A 24197-nucleotide genomic window follows, 5' to 3' on the forward strand; every position below is an offset into this window, starting at 1 on the left:
AAAGTAATAAAACTTACTTTCTTATAAAGGAAAATTGACCGGATGGACTCAATTTCATAATTGTTGATGCTTTTTTCGGCTGTCTGAGTTCCTGTTCCCAATCGACCACATAGTCCACCCCCTCTTTAATTTCTTCCTGGATTTCATCAAAGAATTGCGGTGAGGGTTGTCCACTGATATTGGCTGAGGTTGAGGTAATTGGTTTGCGAAAGCGTTGTAACAATGCAGAGACGAAATCATGTTTAACTACACGGATGCCAATGCTGCCATCAGCATTGATTACATTTTTGGGTAGGTTTTTTGCGCCTGAAAGAATAATTGTTAATGGATTTTCAGCATATTCAATTAGATCATAAGCAACGTCAGGAACATCTTCGGCATAACTTTGAATTTTTGAATCGGTATCTACAAGGATGATAAAACTTTTATCTGCCGTTCTTTTTTTCAGGATGTTTATTTTTTCTACGGCTTCAGGATTGGTTGCATCACAACCTAAGCCCCATACGGTATCCGTAGGATATAAAATTATCCCGCCATTTTTAAGAACAGTCAATGCCTTTTCGATTTCTGTTTTTAGCATGCTGTAAATTTATTAAATAATCTGCGTTATTTCCGTGTTGAATTCAAGTTGATGTAAGCATCCATCAGCTGTGCTGCTACACGATCTGTATTGAATTGCCGGACATAGGCCTGTCCTTTTTCTTTCATGTGGTATGCGAGGGATGGATCGGCTATAATGCGATTGATTGCATTTGCCAAGGCCTCTGCATCGTTGGGATCTACATAGATGCTGTCAGGGCCTCCAGCTTCTTCCAGACATGAACCTGTTGTGGCCACAACAGGAATTCCACCATACAAAGCCTCTATAATCGGGATGCCAAACCCTTCATAAAAAGAAGGATAAGAGAAAACTGTAGCGAGTTGATAAATAGAAGGAAGATCGGAGAATGGAATATCTTTCAGGAAGATTACCCGTTCAGTTAAACCAAGATTTTCAATCTCAGCCATCACCTCTTTTGCATACGCCTTCTTTTTGCCCACAACAACCAGTTTAAAGTCTGCGGAAATCTCTGGCAGTGCCTTCACCAACAATAACAAATTTTTTCTGGGTTCAATGGTGCCAACGTTTAAGATATATTTCTCTGGCAATTCATATTTTAAGCGGACATTTTCTTTATATTCCTGGGGGACTATCTGTTTAAATGAGTCGTCACAGGTCTGATAAACCACTTTAATCTTTTCAGGATTGGTATGATAAAATTCAATGATATCCTGCTTTGTTCTCTCACTGATGGCAATAATGAGGTCGGCATTCTTACAGGCATATTTACTTTTAAAATTATAGATAAGGCGGTCTATGAATTTATAATTTGAAGGAAAGCGGAAGAATATGAGGTCGTGAATAGTCACCACAGTCTTAATCTTGCTGCTCCGTAAACCAAATGGAATTTCATTGCTTAGTCCGTGATAGATTGAGATCTGGTCTTTCAGCAGTTGTTTTTTAATGGTAAAGCTTCTCCAAAGAAAAGGGAGAAGGCTGTTCTCCGGCAATTTAAGCTGGATAATTGGATCTTCCAGGAAAGCCGAAATTTGTCTCGACTGTTTAACTTTTGGTGTATAAACAAAGTATTGGTTTTGATGAAAAAAGGCAGAAAGTTGTAAGATCAGCGCGCGGCTGTAATTGCCAAGGCCAGTCTGGTTATTTGCTGCCCGTTTTCCATCAAAACCAAAATTCATTAAACAGCTACATTATGTTCTCTTAATGCATCATTAAGGGAAGTTTTTTTATCTGTTGATTCTTTACGTTTTCCGATGATCAGCGCACAAGGTACCTGGTAATCACCTGCAGGGAATGATTTGGTGTAACTTCCAGGAATAACTACAGATCTTGCTGGAACGATGCCTTTATATTCAACAGGTGTTTCCCCTGTAACATCAATAATTTTAGTAGAAGCCGTGAGGACAACATTCGCCCCTAGAACTGCTTCTTTTTCTACACGTACACCTTCTACAACGATTGCTCTGGATCCCAAGAAGCAACCATCTTCAATAATTACAGGTGCTGCTTGTATCGGTTCCAACACTCCGCCAATACCAACACCGCCACTCAAATGTACATGTTTACCTATTTGAGCACATGAACCCACTGTTGCCCAGGTGTCTACCATAGTACCTTCATCAATAAAGGCTCCGATGTTGACGAAAGAAGGCATCATAATTACACCTCTGGCGATAAATGCACCATAACGGGCAATTCCACCTGGTACCACTCTTACACCCAGTTCTTTATAATTAGGTTTCAGCTTCATTTTATCATGGTAAACAAAAGGTCCAACTTCTGTTTCAGTCATATTCCTGATAGGAAAATAAAGAATAACCGCTTTTTTAATCCATTCATTGATTTCCCAAGAATTCAAAATAGGCTCAGCAACGCGAAGTTCTCCCTGATCTAATTGCATGACTACAGTTTCGATGGCTTCACAATACTCACTATAATCCAGAAGAGACCTGTCTTCCCATGCAGCCTCAACTAATCTTTTTAACTCTTTAATCATCGTCAATTTTAATTTTTGACAAAATAAATGAATTTTATGTATTGCGCGATCTTTTACTTGTGTATTTTTGATTTTTTATGGCAGAGCAAGAAAAACTAAGGATAGATAAGTACTTGTGGGCAATAAGATTGTTCAAAACAAGGACTCTGGCGACGGAAGCCTGTAAAGCCGGACGTGTTAAATTTAACGGTCAGAATGTTAAGGCTTCAGTTGTGGTAAAACCCGGAGATATTTACCAGGTAAGTAAGGGGATAGAAAAAAAGGTCATTGAAGTTGTAGAACTTTTGTATACCCGTGTGGAGGCCAAGATTGCGGTAACCAAATACAGGGATATCACGCCGGTAGAAGAAACCCATGCATTTAAATCGATGTTTCATGCGCCTGTGTTAAAAAGGGACAGAGGGTCAGGAAGGCCGACAAAAAGGGACAGGCGGGAGATTGATGATTTGACAGAGAATCTTTTTGATGAGGATAAGAAGGAAGATGCCTGAGCTGTAACAGGACTAAAGACTCAGGTTGAATACAGCTCAATTCGTATCGTACACGCTAGCCGCGTGAAAATTCATTCTTCGGCCTTAAAGAAGGAGATTGATAAGGGTTAGTATTCCTTCTTTAAGACCGAAGAGTTCCAAAGTTGAAAAGCCTGTTGAGCCTCATCACGTAATAGCTGGGTAACCGGCAGTCTGCGATTTTCCACAGGTTTGTCCAATTCTTCATAAATGAATTGATCATCGAATCCGATGTCACTGGCATCAGTTTTAGTATTTGCAAAATACACCACATCGATATGCGCCCAATAAATTGCACTCAGGCACATCGGACAAGGCTCACAACTGGTATAAATTGTACATCCCTGAAGATCGAATGTTTTGAGTTTCCTGCAGGCCATCCTGATTGCTGACACTTCTGCATGGGCAGTAGGATCATTTGTAGCTGTCACCTTATTCGCGCTTTTAGCGATCAGCTTTCCATCTTTAACGATGACGGCACCAAATGGGCCGCCAATACTTTCCAGCACATTCTTCTCTGAGAGTGCAATAGCCATGCGCATGAATTTCTCGTGTTGTTGTCTCTCCATATTTTATCAGGGTTTATTCTATAGTCTAAAGATTCCGGGTTCATTTATTCAAGCTCAGAACGCTTTTCCGGTGACGAACGCAGTCAGAATCTACCACCGGAAAAGAGATCAGAACATAAGGGTAAGGAACATGCTGCAGAAAATAATGTACAAAAAAAATGCCCCATTTTCAGGAGCATTTCTAATCACGTATTTGTGATGCTTATTTTTTGTCTGATTTATAACCTTCATTCAGGCCAACAATCACTTCGCTGGTCACATCCAATGATTCATCAGCAAATAAAATAGCACTGTTACCTTTTTGGTAAGTCAACACCATTTTGAAGCCTTTCTCTTTTGCATAGATCTTAAGGTAATCAGCAATTTTATTGTATAATTTTTCCTGCTCTTTAGCTTGTTCATCCTGTAAAGCAGCTCCTGCATTCTGCTGGTAAGCCTGTAATTCCTGTTGTTTACGGCCAAGTCTTTCTTCTGTGGCAGCTCTCTGATCTGCAGGAAGTGTATTTTGTGATTGCTGATATTGAGCTACCTCACGTTGGAAAGCCTGCTGTTTGGTACCAAGATCAGTTTGAGCGGCTTTAGATTTAGCATCAAGTTTAACTTTAAGATCCTTGAAATACTCATATTTAGTCAGTAATGAGTCAGAATTCACGTAAACGATAGGCTCATTATTTTTAACTGAGGCAGTAGTAGTTTTTTCTGCGGTCCCTGCAGGGGCAGCTTTATCTTTATTCTGGCAGGAAGCCATTACGGAAACTAATGCTACGGCTGTAGCCAGAGTGCTTAGTTTTAAGTTTGTTCTGTTCATTTATGTATTTTCTTATTTTATACTTATTGATTGTTTAATGCTGTTTAAAACTCCTGCAGCCCGGATGATTGATCTAATCTACGCTTAAAAATTTTAGCAAATATAAAATTTCAAAATTAGTATCCTAAATAACTGTTTTTTTTTGGGCCATTTAGGGTTGATAATGTGCAAATAGTTATCCACATTTGCCGTTAATTGCCCATAATTGGTTATTTTTGAGTTTTATATTTTCATTAACATATATGAGCGAAGAACAAGATTCAAAGTCAAATTATTCGGCAGATAATATACAGGTATTAGAAGGATTGGAAGCGGTGCGTAAGCGCCCTTCGATGTATATAGGGGATACTGGTTTCAAAGGACTACACCATTTAGTTTATGAGGTTGTAGATAACTCCATTGATGAGGCCCTGGCTGGGCATGCGAACACGATTTCTGTGAGGATCCTGAAAGACAATTCGATTAGGGTAGAAGATAACGGTCGCGGAATTCCGACAGGAATCATGCAGAAAGAGAAAAAATCAGCTTTAGAGGTGGTTATGACCGTACTCCATGCCGGTGGTAAATTCGATAAGGATACCTATAAAGTTTCCGGAGGTTTACACGGGGTAGGGGTAAGTTGCGTGAATGCCTTATCGGTTCATTTAAAAGCAGAAGTTCACCGTGAAGGAAAGATCTGGGTACAGGAATACCGCCAGGGAAAACCTCAGTATGATGTTAAAACTGTAGGTGAAACGGAAAAAAGAGGAACGATTATCACGTTTACTCCGGATGCTGAGATTTTTACACAAACGACGGAATATAGATATGATACTTTAGCTTCGAGGTTAAGAGAACTGTCTTTCCTGAATAAAGGAATTAGCTTAACGCTGACAGATGAACGCGAAGTTGTAGGTGAAAATGGCGAGTTTCTTTCCGAACTGTTTCGTTCAGAAGGTGGTTTAAAAGAATTTGTCCAGTTCCTGGATGGAGGGCGTCCTTCTCTGATTGCTGAGCCAATTTATGTGGAAGGATTAAAAAATGGTATTCCCGTTGAACTGGCATTGCAGTACAATGACAGTTATGCAGAAAATGTCCATTCTTATGTAAACAATATCAATACCCATGAAGGTGGTACCCATATTGCCGGTTTCAGAAGGGGATTAACGCGTACGCTGAAAGCATATGCAGAGAAATCGGGCTTACTGAAGAATGTGAAATTTGAGATTACCGGTGATGATTTCCGTGAGGGATTAACAGCGGTGGTATCGGTAAAAGTGCAGGAACCCCAGTTTGAAGGACAGACCAAAACAAAATTAGGTAACTCAGAAGTAATGGGTGCTGTTGATATTGCGGTCGGTGAAGCTTTGGGAATATATCTGGAAGAATATCCGCGTGAGGCGAAGATGATCGTTAACAAGGTTATTCTTGCTGCTACTGCACGTGCTGCTGCACGTAAGGCGCGTGAGATGGTTCAGCGTAAAAGTGTAATGGGTGGATCAGGATTACCTGGTAAACTGGCCGATTGCTCTGATAGTGATCCGGAAAAATGTGAATTGTATCTTGTCGAGGGAGATTCGGCGGGTGGAACTGCCAAGCAGGGCCGCGACCGTAACTTCCAGGCTATTCTTCCACTGAAAGGTAAAATCCTGAATGTGGAAAAGGCGATGGAACATAAGATCTATGAGAATGATGAGATTAAAAATATGTTTACTGCGCTTGGTGTAAGCATAGGTACGCCTGAGGATGACAAAGCATTGAACCTTACGAAGCTACGTTACCACAAGATTGTCATCATGACGGATGCTGATATTGACGGATCACACATTACCACACTGATCCTGACCTTCTTCTTCAGGTACATGAAAGCACTTATTGAAGCGGGATATGTGTATATCGCTGCGCCACCCCTGTACCTTGTTAAAAAAGGTAAGGAGCAGGAATATTGCTGGAACGATCAACAGCGTGATGCAGCTGTACAACGCCTGAAAGGTGCTGGTAAAGAAGAAAGCGTACACATTCAACGTTATAAAGGTTTGGGTGAGATGAATGCAGAACAGCTTTGGGATACCACTTTGAATCCTGCTAACCGTACCTTAATGCAGGCAACTATTGAGAATGCTGCAGAGTGTGATCATACTTTCTCTATGTTAATGGGAGATGAAGTTGCACCAAGAAGAGAGTTTATTGAAAGAAATGCGAAGTATGCTAAGATTGATGCTTAGTATTTAAAAAATAAAATAGTTCATCAAAACGAGGCTGTATCAAATTAGATGATGCAGCCTTTTTTATTTTAATAAGTTTTGTACCATCTCTGGACACCAACGCGTTCATTTGCATTTTAGTCATCTGATTTTGAAAAAGGTCAATGAAACAGCTCTTTTAGGCTGCTTTTTTTCTGATATTTTGTGCAATTGCGAGTAAGCCCCATTCGATGGCCACTTTTTCCTTTCCACGGAGCCTAAAGCGGCGGAACCCGTGGTTCTGTTTGATATTTCCGAAGACAGGTTCTACATCATAACATCGTTTCTTTCGCCGCTGTATTCCTTCTTCGCTGTTCAGCTTTTCGAATGCGTTTTGCTTAAGCCTGTTCAGGTTTTCATTGATTTCAATGATGCGGTTCTCTTTTGATTTATGGCAAACTGCTCTCATAGGACAGTTTTCACAATTCCTTGCCTGGTATCTTTTAAGGGTTTGCTTAAAGCCTGTTGTCGTCTTTTTTGTGTAAGACCCGATTGACAGCATTTGCTGGCCCATTGGGCAGATATAACAATCCTGCTGCTGGTTATAAAAAAGCTTGTCTGCCCCAAAAGGAGATTTGCTGTTGTACTTACCCTTCTGCTGTTTATCGAACATGCCATATTTCACAAAAGCCTCAACTTTCTGATCTTCCAGCAGTTGGTAGTTTTCCTCAGAACCATAGCCTGCATCTGCTGTAAGTTTCTTTGGTGCTTTTCCAAAGCTGCTTACGTGTTGTTCCAGGTGGATCTTCAGGGTAGTCGTGTCGGTTGGGTTGGGATGTATCGTGTAATTGACGATAAACTGGTTAGAGGTAGATATCTGTACATTATAGCCGGGCTTCAGCTGTCCGTTTTTCATGTGGTCTTCTTTCATCCGCATGAAAGTAGCATCTGTATCTGTCTTGCTATAACTGTTTCTCTCGCCCAAAATAGCCTCCTGAGCTTCATATCTGGCTATATTCTGCGGATAATTTTTAGTTACATAATTTAGCTTATCCTTCACTTTCTTGTCTATATCTTTCCGCCCGGCAAGCTTTTCATTCAGCTGCTCTACAGCTTGCTTTACCTTCTCACTATCAATCTGTTTAAAATCAGGCGGCTCAGGCATCTTGTCTTCATCACTGGCCACCTGTTGCGCATATTCCCAAATGTGGGTCAGCTGCTTTTTCATTTTTTCCTTATTGGTCTGAATGGATTTCTTCCAGACAAAAGTGTACCTGTTGGCACTAGCTTCGATCTTAGTCCCGTCGGTATTGATTTCCTCAATGCTTAATAAGCCTTCAGCGGCAAGTAGTTTTACCACATCCTCAAATACACTGCGAAGGGCATGTTTCAGGCGTACACCCCGGAAACGGTTGATGGTATTGTGATCTGGGTAGCTCATGGAGCTCAGCCACATAAAGTAGATGCTTTCACGGCAAGCGGCAGCCAGCTTACGGCTCGAATAGATATTGGTGAGATAACCATAAACCAGAACTTTAAGCAAAAGTTGGGGATGATAGCTGGAACTGCCTTTAATGTGGTAGGCTTTTAGAAGAGGTTCTATACTAATCTTATTAATCACCTCATTTACAACTCTAACAGGATGGGAATCAGGAATTAATTCATCAAGAGTGGGCGGGATGGCAAGAATCTGCTGTTGGTTATAGGGCTTAAATACGGGTTCTCTGATTGCCATATCTAGTGTGTTTTAATACATTAAATATATGAAAATCAAATAATTGTGTCAATAGTGCTGCGAAAAAATGTTATAAAAAATAAGCAGAGACAGAAGCTATAAATAAAAAAAGAGGCTGATCATGATTTATGATACAGCCTCTTTTTGATGTCTGATGGATAAGTTCAGTAAGTATTTTAAACCTTCTACAAAAAATAGTGGGGCTATATCCATTATTTATCTAGATCAGGGGTATTTAAAGTATATAATAGGCACCTTCTTTAAGTGAAGGTTCTATGGTTTCTTTATGTTCAGCAAAATTGCTGTCATTTAACATCTGAGACAGGTCGCGTTCTATGGTTCTGGATATGGCTGTTGTAGGTGTATCAGTTGGTTTATTTTCAAAAGGATCCTGTAAATGAATGGCCATTTTCTCAATTAATAAGAAGGCAGCTGCTATGGCGATCACAATTGGAATTTCGAAATATCCGAAAAACTCAATAAGTCCGAAGGGCAGCATCACAATGAAAAGATTGATTGTCATGTTGATGTAGGTGCTATAGGTTACCGGAAAAATTGTATTCTTAATACGCTCTGAACCACCCATTCTATCGCATAAGTTCGTTAGTGTGCTGTCCAGTTGTACCTGCTGGTACTTATTGATCCAGCCTTCCTTTGCTGCTTTCTGAATATCCCTGGCATGTAGTTCCAGGATAGACATTGGAATATTTTTATACTTCTTAATAAAATCGAGTTCTTCCTCTTTCATCAGTCTGTCTAATCCGAGCGTTGGATTCGTATGCCGCAAGGACTGACTTAGCCCATAACACCAGGCGATCTGCCGTTTAATAAAACGTTCTTTAAATAATTGGATCTCCGTAGAATAGTAAGGATCATCAACAAAATACAATACCTGACGGGCAAGCGTACGTGAATCATTCACAATGGCGCCCCAGAGGATTCTGGCTTCCCACCACCTGTCATATGCCTGGTTTGAGCGGAAGGCAAGAAGAAGGGAAATCACTGTACCCAGCAAAGCCGGGACAGCAATAGGAATCGATATCCTGGTAAAGTGATAATTTTCGTAAAGTATAACAATGCCTACTGCATAAAAAGTTACGAGTATAAGTTCTTTGGTTATTTTCCCAAAAATATACGTGAGTGGAATGTTGTTTTTTAATAGCATAGCAGATGTTTTTGGGTTAAATCATATCAGGCCATTTCAGAAATTTTATTGATTTGCTCTTCAGACCTTGATTTCTCCACCGCTGGTACTGTTAGCTCCAGGGGTTTAATCACAGGTAATCCGGATCTTTTTAAAAATAACTCAGGATCAAGACTATACCTTGATATCTTTTGGAAATTATAATCCTCAGGATAAAATATAGCATCTACCTCATTCGCTTCTACAAAATTCCTGAAAGCAGCCATTGTACTGCCATAGAAGTATTCAATTCCGATGGAATAAATAGCCTGTTCATAGTCGGCTTTCAGGCTGGCACAGGCCTCATGGAATTCAGGAGAAATCTGTCCATACTCCGCCGTACGCCTTCTCAACATCAACAGATCAGAAATGCTGTCGGTCAATTTATAGGCATGAAAAAATATAATCCTTACTTTTTCATGCTTAAATGTCTGTCCCTGATCTGTTATATAGCTGGTCATGACCAATTCATTTCCGGCCTTTCCAAGGATCACCTTTGATTGATGAACCGATAATTGATCGAAGTCGGTTGGTATTAAAATTGTTTTCATATCGTATAGTTTGTCATTGAGAATTATACAATAATAGCCGGATGACATTACAACTGGATAAGAGTAAGATTAGAATGGGATTAGAATTTAGAGACTTTTGTCCTTCCTTAATGGCAATAGTATATTCATTTCCGTTCCGGTTTGCTGACTTGTTTGAATGGCAATACTTCCCCGGTGAAGCCTGATGATATTTAAGGAAAGCGGCAATCCAAAACCATGGCCTCTGTAATTTGTGGTATTGGAAGCTCTGAAAAAGGGTTCGAATACATGTTGCAATTCATTTTCGGGGATACCAATTCCCTGATCCCTTACAGAGATAATTACATTACATGAATTCACGGAAAGTCCAAGAACGACGACCCGGTTATCAGAGTACTTACAGGCATTATTCACGATATTGGAAACCGCTAATTTCAGGAGGTTCAAATTTCCATTCAGATTAATGGAATCAAAGTTTTCCGGCAGACCGGAGAAATCTATCTGGATTTTATTTTCAGGATTAATAAGGTCGATGGAGTTTTTTACATCCCAGATCAATTCATCGAGCCTGATATCTTCCCAGCGTTGTTTTTTGCCGTCAAATCCGGATTGTGCCAGACTTAGCAGACTGGTTAATATATTCTCCAGGCGTTCTGCTTCTGACTGGATTCTGAGCAGTGATTTTTGTATTTCGGTATCCTTATTTTTGGCTATACTAAGTTCAGCTTCTCCGCTGATCACAGTTAATGGCGTTCTGAGTTCATGGGAAGCATTACTGATGAAATTATTCTGCGTTTCAAAAGCTGCTTCCAAACGGTCAAGCATATCATTGAATGTCTGAGAAATTTCAGCGATTTCATCTTTTCCTTTGACCGGATCTAAGCGCTGGTGAAGGTTTTCTGCATTGATCCCCTTGGTTTTTTTGATCAGTACACGTATAGGCTTAAAGGTAAATTCCGAGAATTTCCTTCCTACAAAATAAGAAAGCGCGACGGAGAGAAAGAAGCCGGCAATCAGTATTTTCTGTAAAGCATGGAGTTCCCGATATCCATATGGATCCCTACCTGAAATGATTACGATATATCCGTTGGTTCCACTTTGAAAATATTTGCCTACATAAAATTGATTTTTATTTCTGTAACGTGCTACTTGTCCGGCATTAATCTTCCTGTAGAAAGTATTTGGAAGATGCAGTTCTTTATGAAATTTCTTCCTGCCTGAGGTATTGGCAGTAAAAATATAGCCATGTTCTGCCGGAAGCCGCTCCAGGTACTTTGTACGGAGTTCAATATATTCTTTAGTCCCAGATCCTTTAAATATTTTGGTTTGCGCGGTAATATTCACCCTTGCTTCTAACCTTTTGTAAAAATCTTCAAATGCGAATTCATTTGCAAAATACCAGACAAAACTGCTTAATAATGAAATGATAATCGCAGAGAGAATGGCGAAAAGGAAAGTAATGCGGGTGTATAAATTCATTGATTTACTTCTCCTTCAGCATATATCCCAATCCCACAACAGTATGGATCAGGTTCGTAGGGAAACCTTTATCAATTTTCTTTCTGAGGTAATTCACATACACGTCCACCACATTTGTTCCCATATTAAAATCGATATCCCAAACATTTTCGAGGATATCAATTCTGGAAAGGATTTTATTTTTGTTTTTTGCAAGGAATTGGAGCAAACGATATTCTGTAGCAGTGAGTGTGATATCCTGGTCTGCTCTTTTAACGGTCTTTGCCGAAGTATTGATTTGTAAATCGCCGGTAACAATAATGTCTTCAGCTTGTTGAAAACCGTCGTATCTTCGCAGCAGCATCCGGATACGGGCATTAAGCTCTGCAATTTTAAAGGGTTTCACCAGGTAGTCATCTGCTCCGTTATCCAAACCGGTAACAATATTCTCAGTACTTCCCAGTGCAGTCAGCATAATAACGGGAGTCTGTGGATAAGTTTTTTTGAGTTGTTTACATAATTCCAGGCCATTTAATCCGGGAAGCATAATATCCAGGATAATCAGCGAGAAACTATGGGAAGCCACCATATCCAAGGCAATGAAGGCATCGGGAGCCACGCTAATTTCAAAACCAATATCAATTAATCCTCTTTTTAGGATGGATATAACCTGGGGGTCGTCTTCGACAATAAGGATCTTCATGTATAATAGATTAAGCGGAGCAATCTCTTATTCCCAGGGAAATAACTTTTTTGCTTCGAATTGTATAGTCAGTTTTTTGTAATTGATTTTTGCCTGATAATTATAAAAAATATCGCTGCCAAGGATGGCGATGATCCTTTCTTTATTGTGCTGTGCATAAGCTTCATTCACAGAATCAAGATCCAGCGCGACAACAGGATAATTTTTAATGTTCAGTTTGCCTATTTTAAATTTGGGAATAACCCCAATGATCGTGGTGGTCGTGGCAAAAAGAGTAACTGAAGTTGCCAGGATTTCTTCGGTTTCATTTTTCATATTTTCCTCAATAAATCTCTTGTCAAATACAGTTCTTGAGGCTCCAGTATCCACAACCCCGATATAATTTTTGCCAAAGGCGGTGATTTCAACAAAAAGGTGGTAGCCATCCCCATTCAGGTCAACCAGTGTAAGCGGAACTTTAATTGTACGCATCAGATTAATTTCATTTCTTCAAGGACTTTATTCATAGATCTCACAGCATCTGCACTTTTATTGAGGGCAGCCTGTTCTTCTTCATTTAATTTATAGTCTATAATTTTCTCCCAGCCTTTACGGCTGATGATCACGGGTACACCCAGGCAGATATCTGTCTGGCCATATTCACCTTCCAGGGAAACAGAACAGGTAAAGAGTCTTTTTTCGTCCCTTATTATACTTTCTACCAGGACGGCTCCTGCGGCTCCTGGCGCATACCATGCTGAAGTACCCAATAATCCTGTCAGGGTTGCACCGCCAACCATGGTCTCTGCAGCCACTTTTGCGAGTGTCTCTTTGTCCAGTAAGTCACTCACCGGAAGACTTTGATAAGTGGCTAAACGGGTTAGTGGAATCATGGTGGTATCGCCATGTCCACCGATCACGAATCCCTGAAGATCGTTTGAATTGCAATTTAAGGCCACACTCAGGTAATACTTGAAACGGGCACTGTCAAGAGTTCCCCCCATACCGATAATCCTGTTTTTAGGGATACCGAGTGATTTTAGTGCCAGGTAGGTCATGGTATCCATTGGGTTGCTGATCACGATAATGATCGCATCCGGAGAATATTCCAGAATATTTTGTGCAACACCTTTTACAATACCTGCATTGATGCCAATAAGTTCTTCACGTGTCATCCCAGGTTTACGGGGCAAACCGGAGGTAATGACCACTACTGAAGAGCCTGCAGTTTTGCTATAATCATTAGTTACCCCGGAGATCTTCGTATTGAAACCAAGCAAGGCTGCTGTTTGCATCATGTCCATTGCTTTGCCTTCGGCAAAACCTTCTTTAATGTCCAGCAGGACTACCTCTTCAGCGATCTCTCTTCTTGCGATATTATCTGCACAGGTTGCACCAACAGCTCCTGCACCTACAACGGTTATCTTCATATGATCTTGAATTATGTAAGCTAAGAACCTGCTCCGTGCGATTTGTCAATGATGAAAATACCACCACAGCCGGTTCAAACATTCATTTTATTTTAAAGGTATTGAATCTTCCGTCATCTTATTCCTATCATGGAATGAAATTTAAGATTTTGGGGAATTGGTACCTCAATTCAACTCAGATTATAAATGGTTTTTAATCACAAAAAAAATCTTCTGTTGAAGTACAATATATAAAATTCAGTTGTTTTAAAGAATGCTTTTTAAAACTTTATCCGATATTCGGGGTTTTATGATAAAGAATTTACATATTCTTAATTGTTGGTAAACAAAGCATATTATAATGGATAACACACCGGTAGAAAAAGTTGACATCATGTCTTACGCGGGGAAATGGTATTCTTTATATTCCATTCCTGCTTATATGGATAAACATTGGCGTGAAACCACCGAAACATATGTAATTCATCCTGACGGTTATTATGCAGTCTTCACCACTTATAAATTGCCTGGGGAAGAGGAGCAGAAATATGTGAGGTCAAAACTCTTTGTGGTCAAAGGGACTAACAATGCTGAGATGAAAGCACAGTTTGTATGGCCTTTAAAAGTAGATTACTGGATCATTGAACTTGCTGCAGATTATTCCTATGTGGTAGTTGGTCATCCCAAATTCAAATATCTTTTTATCATGGCCCGGAGGCCGAATTTACCGGAAGAATTGCTGGAAGAAATTACAGCACGTTGCACTGCGAGAGGTTATGATACCTCAAAACTCGTTTCCCAGAGACATCCGGATCCTGTTCAAAAGGAGCAAGCTCATTTCTGACCAGTTGATTCAGAAGAACTTCCCGCTGAGGTAAAGCTTATTGAAAATTATCAGTTACGCTAGCTTTAAAAATCGTAATTTTGCACATCGTATTGTTTAGAAAACAAGGATTCTTAATTACCCATCTATGTATTTAATTTTTGATACTGAAACTACAGGCCTTCCTGCTAATTATAATGCTCCGGTTACAGATACTGACAATTGGCCGCGCTGTATTCAGATTGCCTGGCAGTTGCATGATGAATTGGGTGAACTGATTGAACATCAGGATTATCTGGTAAAACCTGAAGGTTTCAATATCCCATATGATGCAGAGCGGATTCATGGTATTTCCACAGATCTTGCTACGGAACAAGGGATCGGCTTAAGTGATGTACTGGATAAGTTCAATACTGTTTTAGGTAAGGCAAAATTTATCGTCGGCCAGAATATTGGGTTTGATGTTAAAATTATGGGGGCTGAGCTACACCGGATGGGGCTTGAAAGTCCCTTGGCTCAAATGCCGGTTCTTGATACCTGTACAGAGGTCACTGCCGAGCTTCTGAAAATTCCGGGTGGTCGTGGCGGAAAATTTAAATTGCCTACGCTGACAGAACTGCACAGTTACCTTTTTGGGGTTCCTTTTTCCGAAGCCCACAATGCTACTGCCGATGTGGAAGCAACTACGCGATGCTTCCTGCAGCTGGTCAAAATGGAAGTATTCAAACCTGATCAACTTCAGGCACCCTCAGGTTATCTTCAAAAATTTAAAGAACATCATCCGGCCGTCATACCCGGTGTTGGGATCAAACATTATAACTTAAAAGCTGCGTCTGACGAGATCAGGAAAAGAAAAGAGAAGGCCGAAGGCACTACAATTTCGAAGCAGACCTTACAGGAGAACGAACAAGAACTCAAAGATGCTGTTTTTGCTCACCTTCATAACCATACCCAGTTTTCAGTACTGCAATCTACCATCAATATTCCCGGATTAATTGCTGCCACAGCTGCGCAGAAAATGCCTGCTGTAGCGATGACTGATCATGCCAATATGATGGGAGCCTTTCATTTCGTTAATCAGGTGCTGAATCACAATAAGGGCGTAGATGCCAGAAATCAGGCTGCCCTTGAAAAGGGGGAAGCGGCCGATGAGATGCTCATCAAGCCAATTGTTGGCTGTGAGTTTAATGTGTGTGAAAATCACGAGGATAAATCAAGAAAGGACAATGGTTACCAGATGGTATTGCTGGCCAAAAACAAAAATGGCTACCATAACTTGGCTAAAATGTCATCTATCGCCTATACCAAAGGATTTTACTATGTACCCAGAATTGATCGTGCAGTTATTGAGCAGTTTAAAGAAGATATTATTGTCCTTTCAGGGAATTTATATGGTGAGATTGCCAGTAAGATTCTGAATCTTGGTGAGAAGCAGGCAGAAGAAGCACTAGTCTGGTGGAAGGGTCTTTTTGGAACCGATTTCTATGTAGAAATCATGCGTCATGATCAGGACGATGAAAATGCAGTAAATAAAACGCTGATCTCCATGGCCAAATCCCATGAAGTGAAGCTGATCGCGACCAACAACACCTATTATATCAACAAGAAGGATGCAAATGCACACGATATTTTGTTGTGTGTAAAGGATGCTGAAAAACAGGCCACACCAATAGGCAGGGGACGTGGTTACCGGTATGGCTTACCGAATCAGGAATACTATTTTAAATCGCAGGCAGAAATGAAAGCTTTATTTTCGGATCTTCCGGAAGCGATTATCAATATCCAGGAAATTGTAGATAAGATAGAGATTTATAAACTGGCGAGGGAGGTCTTGTTACCGAAATTCATCATCCCTGAAGAATTTATTGTGGCTGAAGATGATGAAGATGGCGGGAAGAGGGGAGAGAATAAATATCTGCGCCACCTCACCTACGAAGGAGCGAAAAAAAGATATGGTATAATTACCCCGGAGATTGATGAGCGGCTGGATTTTGAGCTGGTAACTATTGAAAAGACAGGTTATCCTGGATATTTCCTCATTGTACAGGATTTCATCGCTGAAGCCAGAAGACGGGATGTATCTGTGGGACCAGGGCGTGGATCTGCTGCCGGGTCAGTGGTTGCCTATTGTCTGTGGATTACAAATATTGATCCTATAAAGTACGACCTGCTTTTTGAGCGTTTCCTGAATCCTGACAGGGTATCGATGCCCGATATTGATATTGACTTTGATGATGAGGGGCGTGGAAGGGTAATGGAGTATGTTATTAATAAATATGGGGCCAATCAGGTTGCCCAGATTATTACTTACGGAACCATGGCGGCAAAATCTTCAGTTAAAGATACTGCAAGGGTGCTGGATCTTCCGCTTTTTGAAGCAGATAAGATTGCAAAACTTATTCCCAACCTGAAACTGGCCAAGATTTTCGCCCTTGATGAAAAAGCCCTTAAAGGTGCTTTAAGGGCGGATGAATATGAGAAGGTGGTTGAATTAAAAGACCTGGCTGATTCAAAAACATTAAGTGCCGAAACTATTCAGCAGGCGAGGATACTGGAGGGATCATTGAGGAATACAGGCATACATGCCTGTGGCGTCATCATTACACCAGATGATATCACAAATTATGTTCCTGTAGCCCTGGCCAAAGATTCTGATCTGTATGTTACGCAGTTTGATAACTCTGTCGTGGAAAGTGCAGGTTTGCTTAAAATGGACTTTCTTGGGCTGAAGACCCTCACCCTGATTAAGGATACGGTGAAGCTCGTCAGGTTAAGAACAGGAATACAGCTGGATCCTGATGAATTTCCGATTGATGATGTAAAAACATATGAACTTTTCCAGCGAGGGGAGACGATAGGGATATTCCAGTATGAGTCGAGCGGCATGCAGAAATACATGAAGGAGCTAAAGCCTACTGTATTTGGCGATTTAATTGCCATGAATGCATTATACCGTCCGGGTCCGCTGGAGTATATTCCAAGTTTTGTTCGCAGAAAAAATGGAGAAGAAGAAATAAAGTACGATCTGGATGCCTGTGAGGAATACCTGAAAGAAACTTATGGGATTACCGTATACCAGGAGCAGGTGATGCTTTTATCCCAGAAGCTTGCCGGATTTACGAAAGGCGAGGCCGATGTATTGCGTAAGGCCATGGGTAAGAAGCAGAAAGATGTGCTGGATAAGATGAAGCCTAAATTTGTTGGGCAGGCTGCTGAGAAGGGCCATTCCCCGGCAACCTTGGAAAAGATCTGGAAAGACTGGGAAGCTTTTGCTTCTTATGCCTTCAACAAGTCGCACTCTACCTGTTATGCCTGGATTGCTTATCAGACAGCTTACCTGAAAGCACATTATCCGGCAGAGTATATGGCGGCGGTACTAACGAATAATATGAGTGACATTAAACAGGTTGCATTTTTCATGGAAGAATGTAAGCAAATGGGTGTTCAGGTACTGGGGCCGGATGTCAATGAATCTATACTTAAGTTTTCTGTAAATGATAAGGGGCAGGTGCGCTTTGGCCTTTCTGGAATAAAGGGGGTAGGCGAGAAAGCGGTAGAAAGTATCATTGCAGAACGGAAGAGCAGTCTTTACAGTAATGTTTATGATTTTGCCCGTCGATCCAATACCAGGACGGTAAATAAAAAGGCGTATGAGAGTTTTGTGTATAGCGGGGCCTTTGACAGTTTTGGTTACCACCGTGCACAATATTTCTTTATCGGTATCAATGATAAAATGAATGGTATTGAGAAGCTGATCAAATATTCCAATGATTTTCAGAATAATGAATCTTCTTCACAATCCTCATTATTTGGAGGGACTATTGCCGACCTGATTTCAGAACCAACCCTCCCGGTTGCCAATGAATGGACCTTAATAGACAGGCTTAAATATGAGAAAGATGCAATTGGTATTTTTCTGAGCGGCCATCCCCTGGATAATTATAAACTGGAGCTCAAAGAGTTCTGCCAGCATTCGGTAAGGCATCTTGCTTTGGTGAATAAGATCAGAATGGGAGATACCAATGAAGAGGTGCTTGCTGAATTTGAAACCATAAAGAACAGAGAGCTGGTTGTTGGCGGTTTAGTTGTGATTTCCTCACAACGGATGACAAAAACAGGTAAACCTTTCGGAACAATTGTTTTTGAAGATTATAATGACAGCTGCGAGCTGGCTTTGTTTGGTGAAGATTTTGTGAAGTTTAAGCAGTTTATGACTGATGGATATTTCCTTCAGATCCGGGGAAGGGTTGGAGAGCGTTTCCGGAAGGAAGGAGATTGGGAGTTTAAGATTACGTCTATTGCATTACTGTCTGATTTAAGGGATAAGTTTGCAAAATGTATCACGATACAGATCCCCATTCAGGGAATTAATGATGAAGTCATTTCCACTATTTACGATATTATAGAAGAAAATAAGCTAAATACTGAACAGCAGAATTGCCAGTTGAATTTTGTGATCTACGATCGTGAGCAAAATGTAACCCTGGACTTGCCTTCTAAATCATTGAAAATCAATCCAAATAACCTGTTTTTGGATCAGCTTTCCGGTTTAAATACAGTGAGTTATAAGTTGAACTAATGTCATATTGGCATTAATTGTGGAGGTGGCATTAGAATTGATTATATCTTTGTATAAAAAATAAGAATTATGGCTTTAGAAATCACAGATGCTAACTTCGAGGAATTAGTATTAAAATCAGATAAACCCGTTTTAGTTGACTTTTGGGCAGAATGGTGTGGTCCATGTCGCATGGTAGGTCCGGTAGTAGATGAAATATCAAAAGAATATGAAGGAAAGGCCATTATAGGTAAAGTGAATGTTGATAACAACCCACAAATATCTACGCAGTTTGGTATCCGTAATATTCCTGCTTTATTGTATTTCAAGAATGGCGAAGTTGTTGACAAACAAGTTGGTGCTGTTCCTAAATCAGTTTTAGCTGGTAAATTAGATAAGCAATTATAATACAATATCATAAACGAGCAAATAAAAACCCCGTATCACTTAACGTGATACGGGGTTTTTATTTGCTCGTTTTATTTTGGGTTTTCCTTTGAAGGATTACTAAAAATGGTAACCGATCATACCTGAAACCATACGTGGATTCATTGGTTCAAGAGTTGTCCAACCTTTGTAGTATTCTTTGTCAGTTAAATTATTAAGTTTAAGAGCGAAAGAGAATGCTCCTGTACTGTAAGAAACTGAAGCATTTAGTACGGTATAAGAAGGTAATGTAAACACACCAACTGTGGCATCATTTGTAATCATGTTTTTGCCGGCATAGTTTCCGCCAAATCCAAAACCTAAGCCTTTGGCTGATCCTGATAACAACTTATAACTGAACCAGATATTAGCTAAATCTTTTGGTCCTGCTCCTACAGGCCTTCTGCCTTCAGTAGCTATGGTCGCATTTGTTAATTTACTTGAATTTCTTGAATAACCAGCAATAATGTTGAATCCTGGTATTGGATTAGCATTAAATTCGGCTTCAAATCCTTTACTGTATTGTTCGCCACCTTGTACGTAAGTAGCATAATCTTCAGTTACTACAACATTGGAAACTTTAATGTCATAATAGCTGAGTGAGCCTGTTAATTTTCCATCAAATATGTCTGCTTTAATCCCACCTTCCCACTGATTGGCATGCTCAGGGTCAAAAGTAGTTACTGTAATTACCCCGTTTGCAACAGTGTTTACGGGAGCTACGTTAGTAAATCCGTTCATATAATTACCAAATAAGGATAACTTATCCTGTATTATCTGATATACTAGACCGAACTTTGGAGAGAATGCAGTTTGTCCATATTTATCAGCCTCATTAGTACTCCTACCTCCATTTTTAAAATGGTCGATGCGCAAACCAACCGAACCAGAAAGTTGTGGCGTGAAATTTATTACATTACTTACGTATGCGCTATAAACTTCTTGAGTAGTTTTGCTCGTTCCTCCATAGCCTGCAGCAGCAATGGCTGTTTCAGCACTTTCCCGGGTAAGTACACCTGAGTCTGTACCGGTTGTAGGATTAATAAATCCCAAAGCAGCATAGTTAGAACTATTCCCTGTTACTGTTCTGTTGAAGTAGTCTAAACCTGCAACTATACGGTTACGCAAAGTACCTATATGAAAATCCCCAATGAAATTTTGTTGGATATCAGTAGTTTCTGTCGCTCCATTTTGGTCACTGATGTATCTGTCATATAATCCTGTCGCATCAATGGGCAGCTGAGTGATAGGATCATAGTTCGCTCGTTCAAATAAATACGAATAGAAGCCATTAGACTCAGCTCTGCCTCTCGATAAAACCGTTTGTGAAGTCCATTCATCAGACATTTTGTAATTCATCTGTGCCTGTACTGTGGTTACAGGATTCTTGATGGTAAGCGCATTACTTGTATATGATTTCTTAGGATCATAACCCAGGGCTGCCAGCGTATTTGATTTTAAAGCTGTACTTCTGTTAAAGAAAAGCATAGTTGGGTTAGTGCCTTCTGAACTCAGAAATTGTGCATTGAATAAGAAGGAAATCCTGTCATTCAGCTTGTAAGAAAGTGATGGTGCAAAGAATCTTGTTTTCCGGAAACCGGCATCCTGAAAGCTATTTTCGTCGTGATAAGCTGCATTGACACGGAATAAAACTTTATGGGCAGAATCCAAAGGAGTATTAACATCAACCGTGATTCTGTTTAATCCATAGCTACCGCCTGTATAGCTCACATCTGTAGTCTTACCATCGAAGGGTTGCTTGGTTACAGTATTAATGAGTCCTCCGTAGGAGATAACACTGCTCCCAAATAAGGTACCAGACGGACCTTTGATTACTTCAATTCTTTCCACGTTAGACACGTCCAGACTTCCGTTAGTTAAACCAGGAAGCCCATTTACAAGTGTTGGCTGTACAGCGAATCCTCTTAAAGAGAAGTACCCCGCACCATCACTACCCCGTCCCGTAGATGACCATAATTTATCTATGCCAGGTGCATTCTTTAAGGCATCGTCATAACTTGTCACTACCTGGTCGGTGAGTAACTCTTTTGAAATTACTGTATAAACCTGTGGGTTCTCCAGATTTTTTAAAGGCATCTTTGACACAAATTCGCTTTCTTTTACTGCAAACTTGTTCTTTTTGCCCCCGCTCACCACCACTTCTTTCAACTGTTGTTTTGATGCCTGAAGTACAATTTCTACAGTGCTGGTTTGTCCAGTCGTTACTGTCACTTGTTTAGATACTGTACTTAAGCCGATAAGTTTGGCCGTAAGAGTATAAGTTCCTGCAGGAATATTTTTCAGGATATAATTACCATTTCTGTCTGTACTTGTATTAGAAACATCTTTAATAGCTATTTCTACAGATTCAGCGATCTCACCATCCGATGTTTTCACCGTTCCTTTTACAGTTCCGGTTGTTTTTTGCGCCAATGCTACAAAGGTAGTCAGCAGTATACAAAGGGCTGTTAAATAAATTTTAATGTAAGTTTTTGCCATTTCGTTTTAATGTATATTTAGAATTAATATAAACAAACATACAAAAGATCTACCTCTGTAACAAAATTGTTGATAATGATTTTAAATAAGACATTTCAATGACAGTTTGAATAACTGTCTATATCGTATAATAATGGTGTTTTTGCTTTTTTCAGGCGGATAGCCTGAAGGGTAGGGAATGGATTTCATCCGGAAAAAGTGAATTCAATCCATATGCTATCTATTACAATAAAGATAAACACATATGACAACCGCTGGAAGAATGCAAATATATTGGTCTCCTATCATTTCTTATTCTTGGAAACAGCCTATTTCGGGACTTCCTTTTCCAATACTTTATTGCTCCAGCTGCAAAATAACACAGCGGCTATTAAAAAGCCAATGTGAACGGAAGAGATCTCGATTATCTTATTACAGCGTTCGTTGAACAAACCTGCTTTTGCGGCCATAGCAATGACTAGCGCAATACTGAACAGCCATTTGAAGTTTTTAACGCTACTTTCAAAACGAATCAAATGCTCAGTCTTTAACAGCAAAGCCTTTATGCCATTGACTAAAAGCACAGCGAATATGACCGCTAACAGCAGATATTTCAGTAAATCGATCAGAATAATCGGATGGACCGCCACAACTTCTGAGAACAAATAGCAGATCGTTGTAAGGGCACAAATAAATATCATCAAATAGATGATAATGATGGACCTTAAGATGAATGGGCTAGTATGGGTATTGTTTCGGCTTTGAGGATGTTGATTCATTATTGCAGCTATATTGGCAAGTTATATTTCTTTTATTAGATTTACAACATGCAGTCTTTCAACGGTAATCAGGATTTTAGATTGAATAGTAATTTAGAACTCCTTGCGCGGCAGGTGGTAGAGGGCTTTATTACAGGTTTGCATAAAAGTCCCTTTCATGGTTTTTCCGTAGAATTTGCAGAACACAGATCTTACAATAGCGGAGATAATGTCAGAAATATCGATTGGAAGTTATTTGCGCGGACAGATAAGCTGTATACCAAGCGATATGAAGAAGAAACCAACTTGCGTTGCCAGTTTGTCGTAGATATTTCTTCATCCATGTATTTTCCACAAAAGGAATACAACAAACTTACCTTTGCCATCCAGTCGGTTGCGGCATTGGTTTATCTGCTCAAAAAACAGAGGGATGCTTTTGGCTTGAGTTTATTTTCTGATGAACTGATCTTAAATACTCCGGCAAGGTCAACAACAGCTCACCAGAAGTTTTTATTTGCAAAGCTCGAAGAAGTCCTGGCTAAAGGTGAGGTAAAAAAATCAACAAATCTTCCCCATGCCTTACATCAGGTAGCTGAATTGATTCACAAAAGGACATTGGTTATTGTTTTCAGTGATCTGCTGAATAGCAATGATGAAGAGGGAATGAATGCTATATTCTCCTCATTACAGCATTTAAAGTTCAATAAACACGAAGTCATTATATTCAATGTGACCGATAAATCCCATGAAATAGACTTTATGTTTGAAAACAGGCCACATCAATTTATTGATCTGGAGACGGGGGAAGTCTTAAAATCTAATGCGGCAAATATAAGAGAAGCCTATGTGTCCGCTTATGATGCCTATAGGAAAATGATTGCACTAAAGTGTGCACAATATAAAATAGATCTGATCGACGCGGATATGAACGGAAACTTCTCTGATGTGCTGTCGGCGTACCTGATCAAAAGACAAAGGATGAGTTAGTTTCTGTTACCCGACCTGTATCTTGACAGCAGTTCTCTTTTGAAATTTTCCTGAGCCCTGTAATACCTGCCTATGATTTTAATCGGGAGACTACTTTTCAGCCGTGTGTAATATTTTTTTTCAATATTTAATTCCCTCTGCTTGAAATTCAGCTCATTGACTATCAGTGCCTGTACTTCAGTATCCGATAAGTTTTCTATTTCATCCAGTTTACGGAAACTGATCAGCTTTTCCCTGCGTTCGCTTCTCAGTGAGGATTGTTCACTTTCCCATGCATTGTATATCGGCCAGAAAATTCGGGCCTCTTCAGGTGATAAATCCAGCTTCTCTTTTAAATAGGATATTTTGTAGGCCTGAATTTCCGCACCTCTTCCACCTTCTCTCTGTGCATTGGCAAAAAATGGGATACTTAAAAGGAGTAGCGCAATAATTGTATGTTTCATCAGTGATTTATTTTTTTCGGTAGTTTTTATTGTTTCTTATTTGCCTTCAGGAACCCGAGAGTCCGCTTTTTCAGTAGTTCTTTATTGCCGTTAATTTCTTCAAACAGCTGAAAGCAGTTTGATT

Annotated in this window: 21 protein-coding genes; 6 read left to right on the forward strand and 15 right to left on the reverse strand. The window is 40.0% G+C overall.

Annotation, left to right across the window (positions count from 1 at the left end; translation table 11 throughout):
• Window positions 1–13 precede the first annotated feature (13 nt).
• The 3 genes from ACSBL2_RS03745 to ACSBL2_RS03755 are packed head-to-tail and all read right to left on the reverse strand — an operon-like array spanning window position 14 to window position 2555.
• The gene (locus ACSBL2_RS03745) at window positions 14–580 is read right to left on the reverse strand and encodes an L-threonylcarbamoyladenylate synthase (protein ID WP_442590327.1); all 567 of its coding nucleotides are present in this window, start codon (window positions 578–580) and stop codon (window positions 14–16) included.
• Between the two features lie 26 nt (window positions 581–606).
• On the reverse strand, window positions 607–1737 hold the full coding sequence (locus ACSBL2_RS03750) for a glycosyltransferase family 4 protein (protein WP_442590328.1): 1131 nt from the start codon (window positions 1735–1737) through the stop codon (window positions 607–609).
• Window positions 1737–2555, reverse strand: a complete 819-nt coding sequence (locus ACSBL2_RS03755) for a 2,3,4,5-tetrahydropyridine-2,6-dicarboxylate N-succinyltransferase (protein WP_442590329.1) — start codon at window positions 2553–2555, stop codon at window positions 1737–1739. Before ACSBL2_RS03755 ends, ACSBL2_RS03750 begins: the two co-directional genes overlap by 1 nt.
• A 77-nt stretch (window positions 2556–2632) precedes the next feature.
• Between ACSBL2_RS03755 and ACSBL2_RS03760 the strand changes: the two genes are divergently transcribed.
• A complete protein-coding gene (locus ACSBL2_RS03760) occupies window positions 2633–3046 on the forward strand; it encodes an RNA-binding S4 domain-containing protein (protein ID WP_442590330.1) in 414 nt (137 codons plus the stop codon).
• Between the two features lie 107 nt (window positions 3047–3153).
• Here ACSBL2_RS03760 and ACSBL2_RS03765 read toward each other — a convergent pair whose 3' ends face one another.
• Both ACSBL2_RS03765 and ACSBL2_RS03770 read right to left on the reverse strand, forming a co-directional pair.
• Window positions 3154–3633, reverse strand: coding sequence for a nucleoside deaminase (locus ACSBL2_RS03765; protein WP_442590331.1), 480 nt, complete (start codon window positions 3631–3633; stop codon window positions 3154–3156).
• Between the two features lie 202 nt (window positions 3634–3835).
• On the reverse strand, window positions 3836–4441 hold the full coding sequence (locus ACSBL2_RS03770) for an OmpH family outer membrane protein (RefSeq protein ID WP_442590332.1): 606 nt from the start codon (window positions 4439–4441) through the stop codon (window positions 3836–3838).
• Between the two features lie 242 nt (window positions 4442–4683).
• Here ACSBL2_RS03770 and gyrB point away from each other — a divergent pair, with 242 nt between their 5' ends.
• A complete protein-coding gene (gene gyrB, locus ACSBL2_RS03775) occupies window positions 4684–6645 on the forward strand; it encodes a DNA topoisomerase (ATP-hydrolyzing) subunit B (protein ID WP_442590333.1) in 1962 nt (653 codons plus the stop codon).
• A 157-nt stretch (window positions 6646–6802) separates the two neighbouring features.
• Here the strand turns inward: gyrB and ACSBL2_RS03780 are convergent, their stop codons facing one another.
• From ACSBL2_RS03780 to mdh, 7 genes are all read right to left on the reverse strand, one after another.
• Window positions 6803–8338, reverse strand: a complete 1536-nt coding sequence (locus ACSBL2_RS03780) for an IS1182 family transposase (RefSeq protein WP_442587581.1) — start codon at window positions 8336–8338, stop codon at window positions 6803–6805.
• A 235-nt stretch (window positions 8339–8573) separates the two neighbouring features.
• Window positions 8574–9503 (reverse strand): bestrophin family protein, encoded by a 930-nt coding sequence (locus ACSBL2_RS03785; RefSeq protein ID WP_442590334.1) that lies wholly within the window; start codon window positions 9501–9503, stop codon window positions 8574–8576.
• Window positions 9504–9529: 26 nt separating this feature from the next.
• Window positions 9530–10072: a hypothetical protein gene (locus ACSBL2_RS03790; RefSeq protein WP_442590335.1), complete on the reverse strand. Its 543-nt coding sequence runs from the start codon at window positions 10070–10072 to the stop codon at window positions 9530–9532.
• An 87-nt stretch (window positions 10073–10159) separates the two neighbouring features.
• Window positions 10160–11530, reverse strand: coding sequence for a sensor histidine kinase (locus ACSBL2_RS03795; protein WP_442590336.1), 1371 nt, complete (start codon window positions 11528–11530; stop codon window positions 10160–10162).
• Window positions 11531–11534: 4 nt separating this feature from the next.
• Entirely contained in the window at window positions 11535–12212 is a 678-nt protein-coding gene (locus ACSBL2_RS03800; protein WP_442590337.1) for a response regulator transcription factor, read from the reverse strand.
• 27 nt (window positions 12213–12239) lie between these two features.
• Complete coding sequence (locus tag ACSBL2_RS03805) at window positions 12240–12683, reverse strand: retropepsin-like aspartic protease (RefSeq protein ID WP_442590338.1); 444 nt, start codon at window positions 12681–12683, stop codon at window positions 12240–12242.
• Window positions 12683–13621 carry a malate dehydrogenase gene (gene mdh / locus ACSBL2_RS03810; RefSeq protein ID WP_442590339.1) on the reverse strand — a complete coding sequence of 313 codons (939 nt, stop codon included), beginning with the start codon at window positions 13619–13621 and terminating at the stop codon, window positions 12683–12685. The genes ACSBL2_RS03805 and mdh overlap by 1 nt, the downstream gene beginning before the upstream one ends.
• Window positions 13622–13961: 340 nt before the next feature.
• Between mdh and ACSBL2_RS03815 the strand changes: the two genes are divergently transcribed.
• The 3 genes from ACSBL2_RS03815 to trxA all read left to right on the forward strand — a co-directional run bounded on the left by ACSBL2_RS03815 (window position 13962) and on the right by trxA (window position 19389).
• A complete protein-coding gene (locus ACSBL2_RS03815) occupies window positions 13962–14444 on the forward strand; it encodes a lipocalin family protein (RefSeq protein ID WP_442590340.1) in 483 nt (160 codons plus the stop codon).
• Between the two features lie 127 nt (window positions 14445–14571).
• Window positions 14572–19002, forward strand: a complete 4431-nt coding sequence (gene dnaE / locus ACSBL2_RS03820) for a DNA polymerase III subunit alpha (RefSeq protein ID WP_442590341.1) — start codon at window positions 14572–14574, stop codon at window positions 19000–19002.
• Between the two features lie 69 nt (window positions 19003–19071).
• The gene (gene trxA, locus ACSBL2_RS03825; RefSeq protein ID WP_442590342.1) at window positions 19072–19389 is read left to right on the forward strand and encodes a thioredoxin; all 318 of its coding nucleotides are present in this window, start codon (window positions 19072–19074) and stop codon (window positions 19387–19389) included.
• A gap of 99 nt (window positions 19390–19488) precedes the next feature.
• Here the strand turns inward: trxA and ACSBL2_RS03830 are convergent, their stop codons facing one another.
• On the reverse strand, window positions 19489–21906 hold the full coding sequence (locus ACSBL2_RS03830; protein WP_442590343.1) for a TonB-dependent siderophore receptor: 2418 nt from the start codon (window positions 21904–21906) through the stop codon (window positions 19489–19491).
• Window positions 21907–22214: 308 nt separating this feature from the next.
• On the reverse strand, window positions 22215–22586 hold the full coding sequence (locus tag ACSBL2_RS03835) for a hypothetical protein (protein ID WP_442590344.1): 372 nt from the start codon (window positions 22584–22586) through the stop codon (window positions 22215–22217).
• 159 nt (window positions 22587–22745) lie between these two features.
• On the opposite strand from ACSBL2_RS03835, the gene ACSBL2_RS03840 reads away from it, so the two are divergent.
• A complete protein-coding gene (locus tag ACSBL2_RS03840; protein ID WP_442590345.1) occupies window positions 22746–23630 on the forward strand; it encodes a DUF58 domain-containing protein in 885 nt (294 codons plus the stop codon).
• Here the strand turns inward: ACSBL2_RS03840 and ACSBL2_RS03845 are convergent.
• Complete coding sequence (locus ACSBL2_RS03845; protein WP_442590346.1) at window positions 23627–24073, reverse strand: hypothetical protein; 447 nt, start codon at window positions 24071–24073, stop codon at window positions 23627–23629. The two genes, ACSBL2_RS03840 and ACSBL2_RS03845, sit on opposite strands and share 4 nt — an antisense overlap.
• Window positions 24074–24197: the final 124 nt, after the last annotated feature.

Origin of the sequence: Pedobacter sp. AW31-3R, assembly GCF_052180285.1 — a bacterium.
Classification (GTDB): Bacteria; Bacteroidota; Bacteroidia; order Sphingobacteriales; family Sphingobacteriaceae; genus Pedobacter.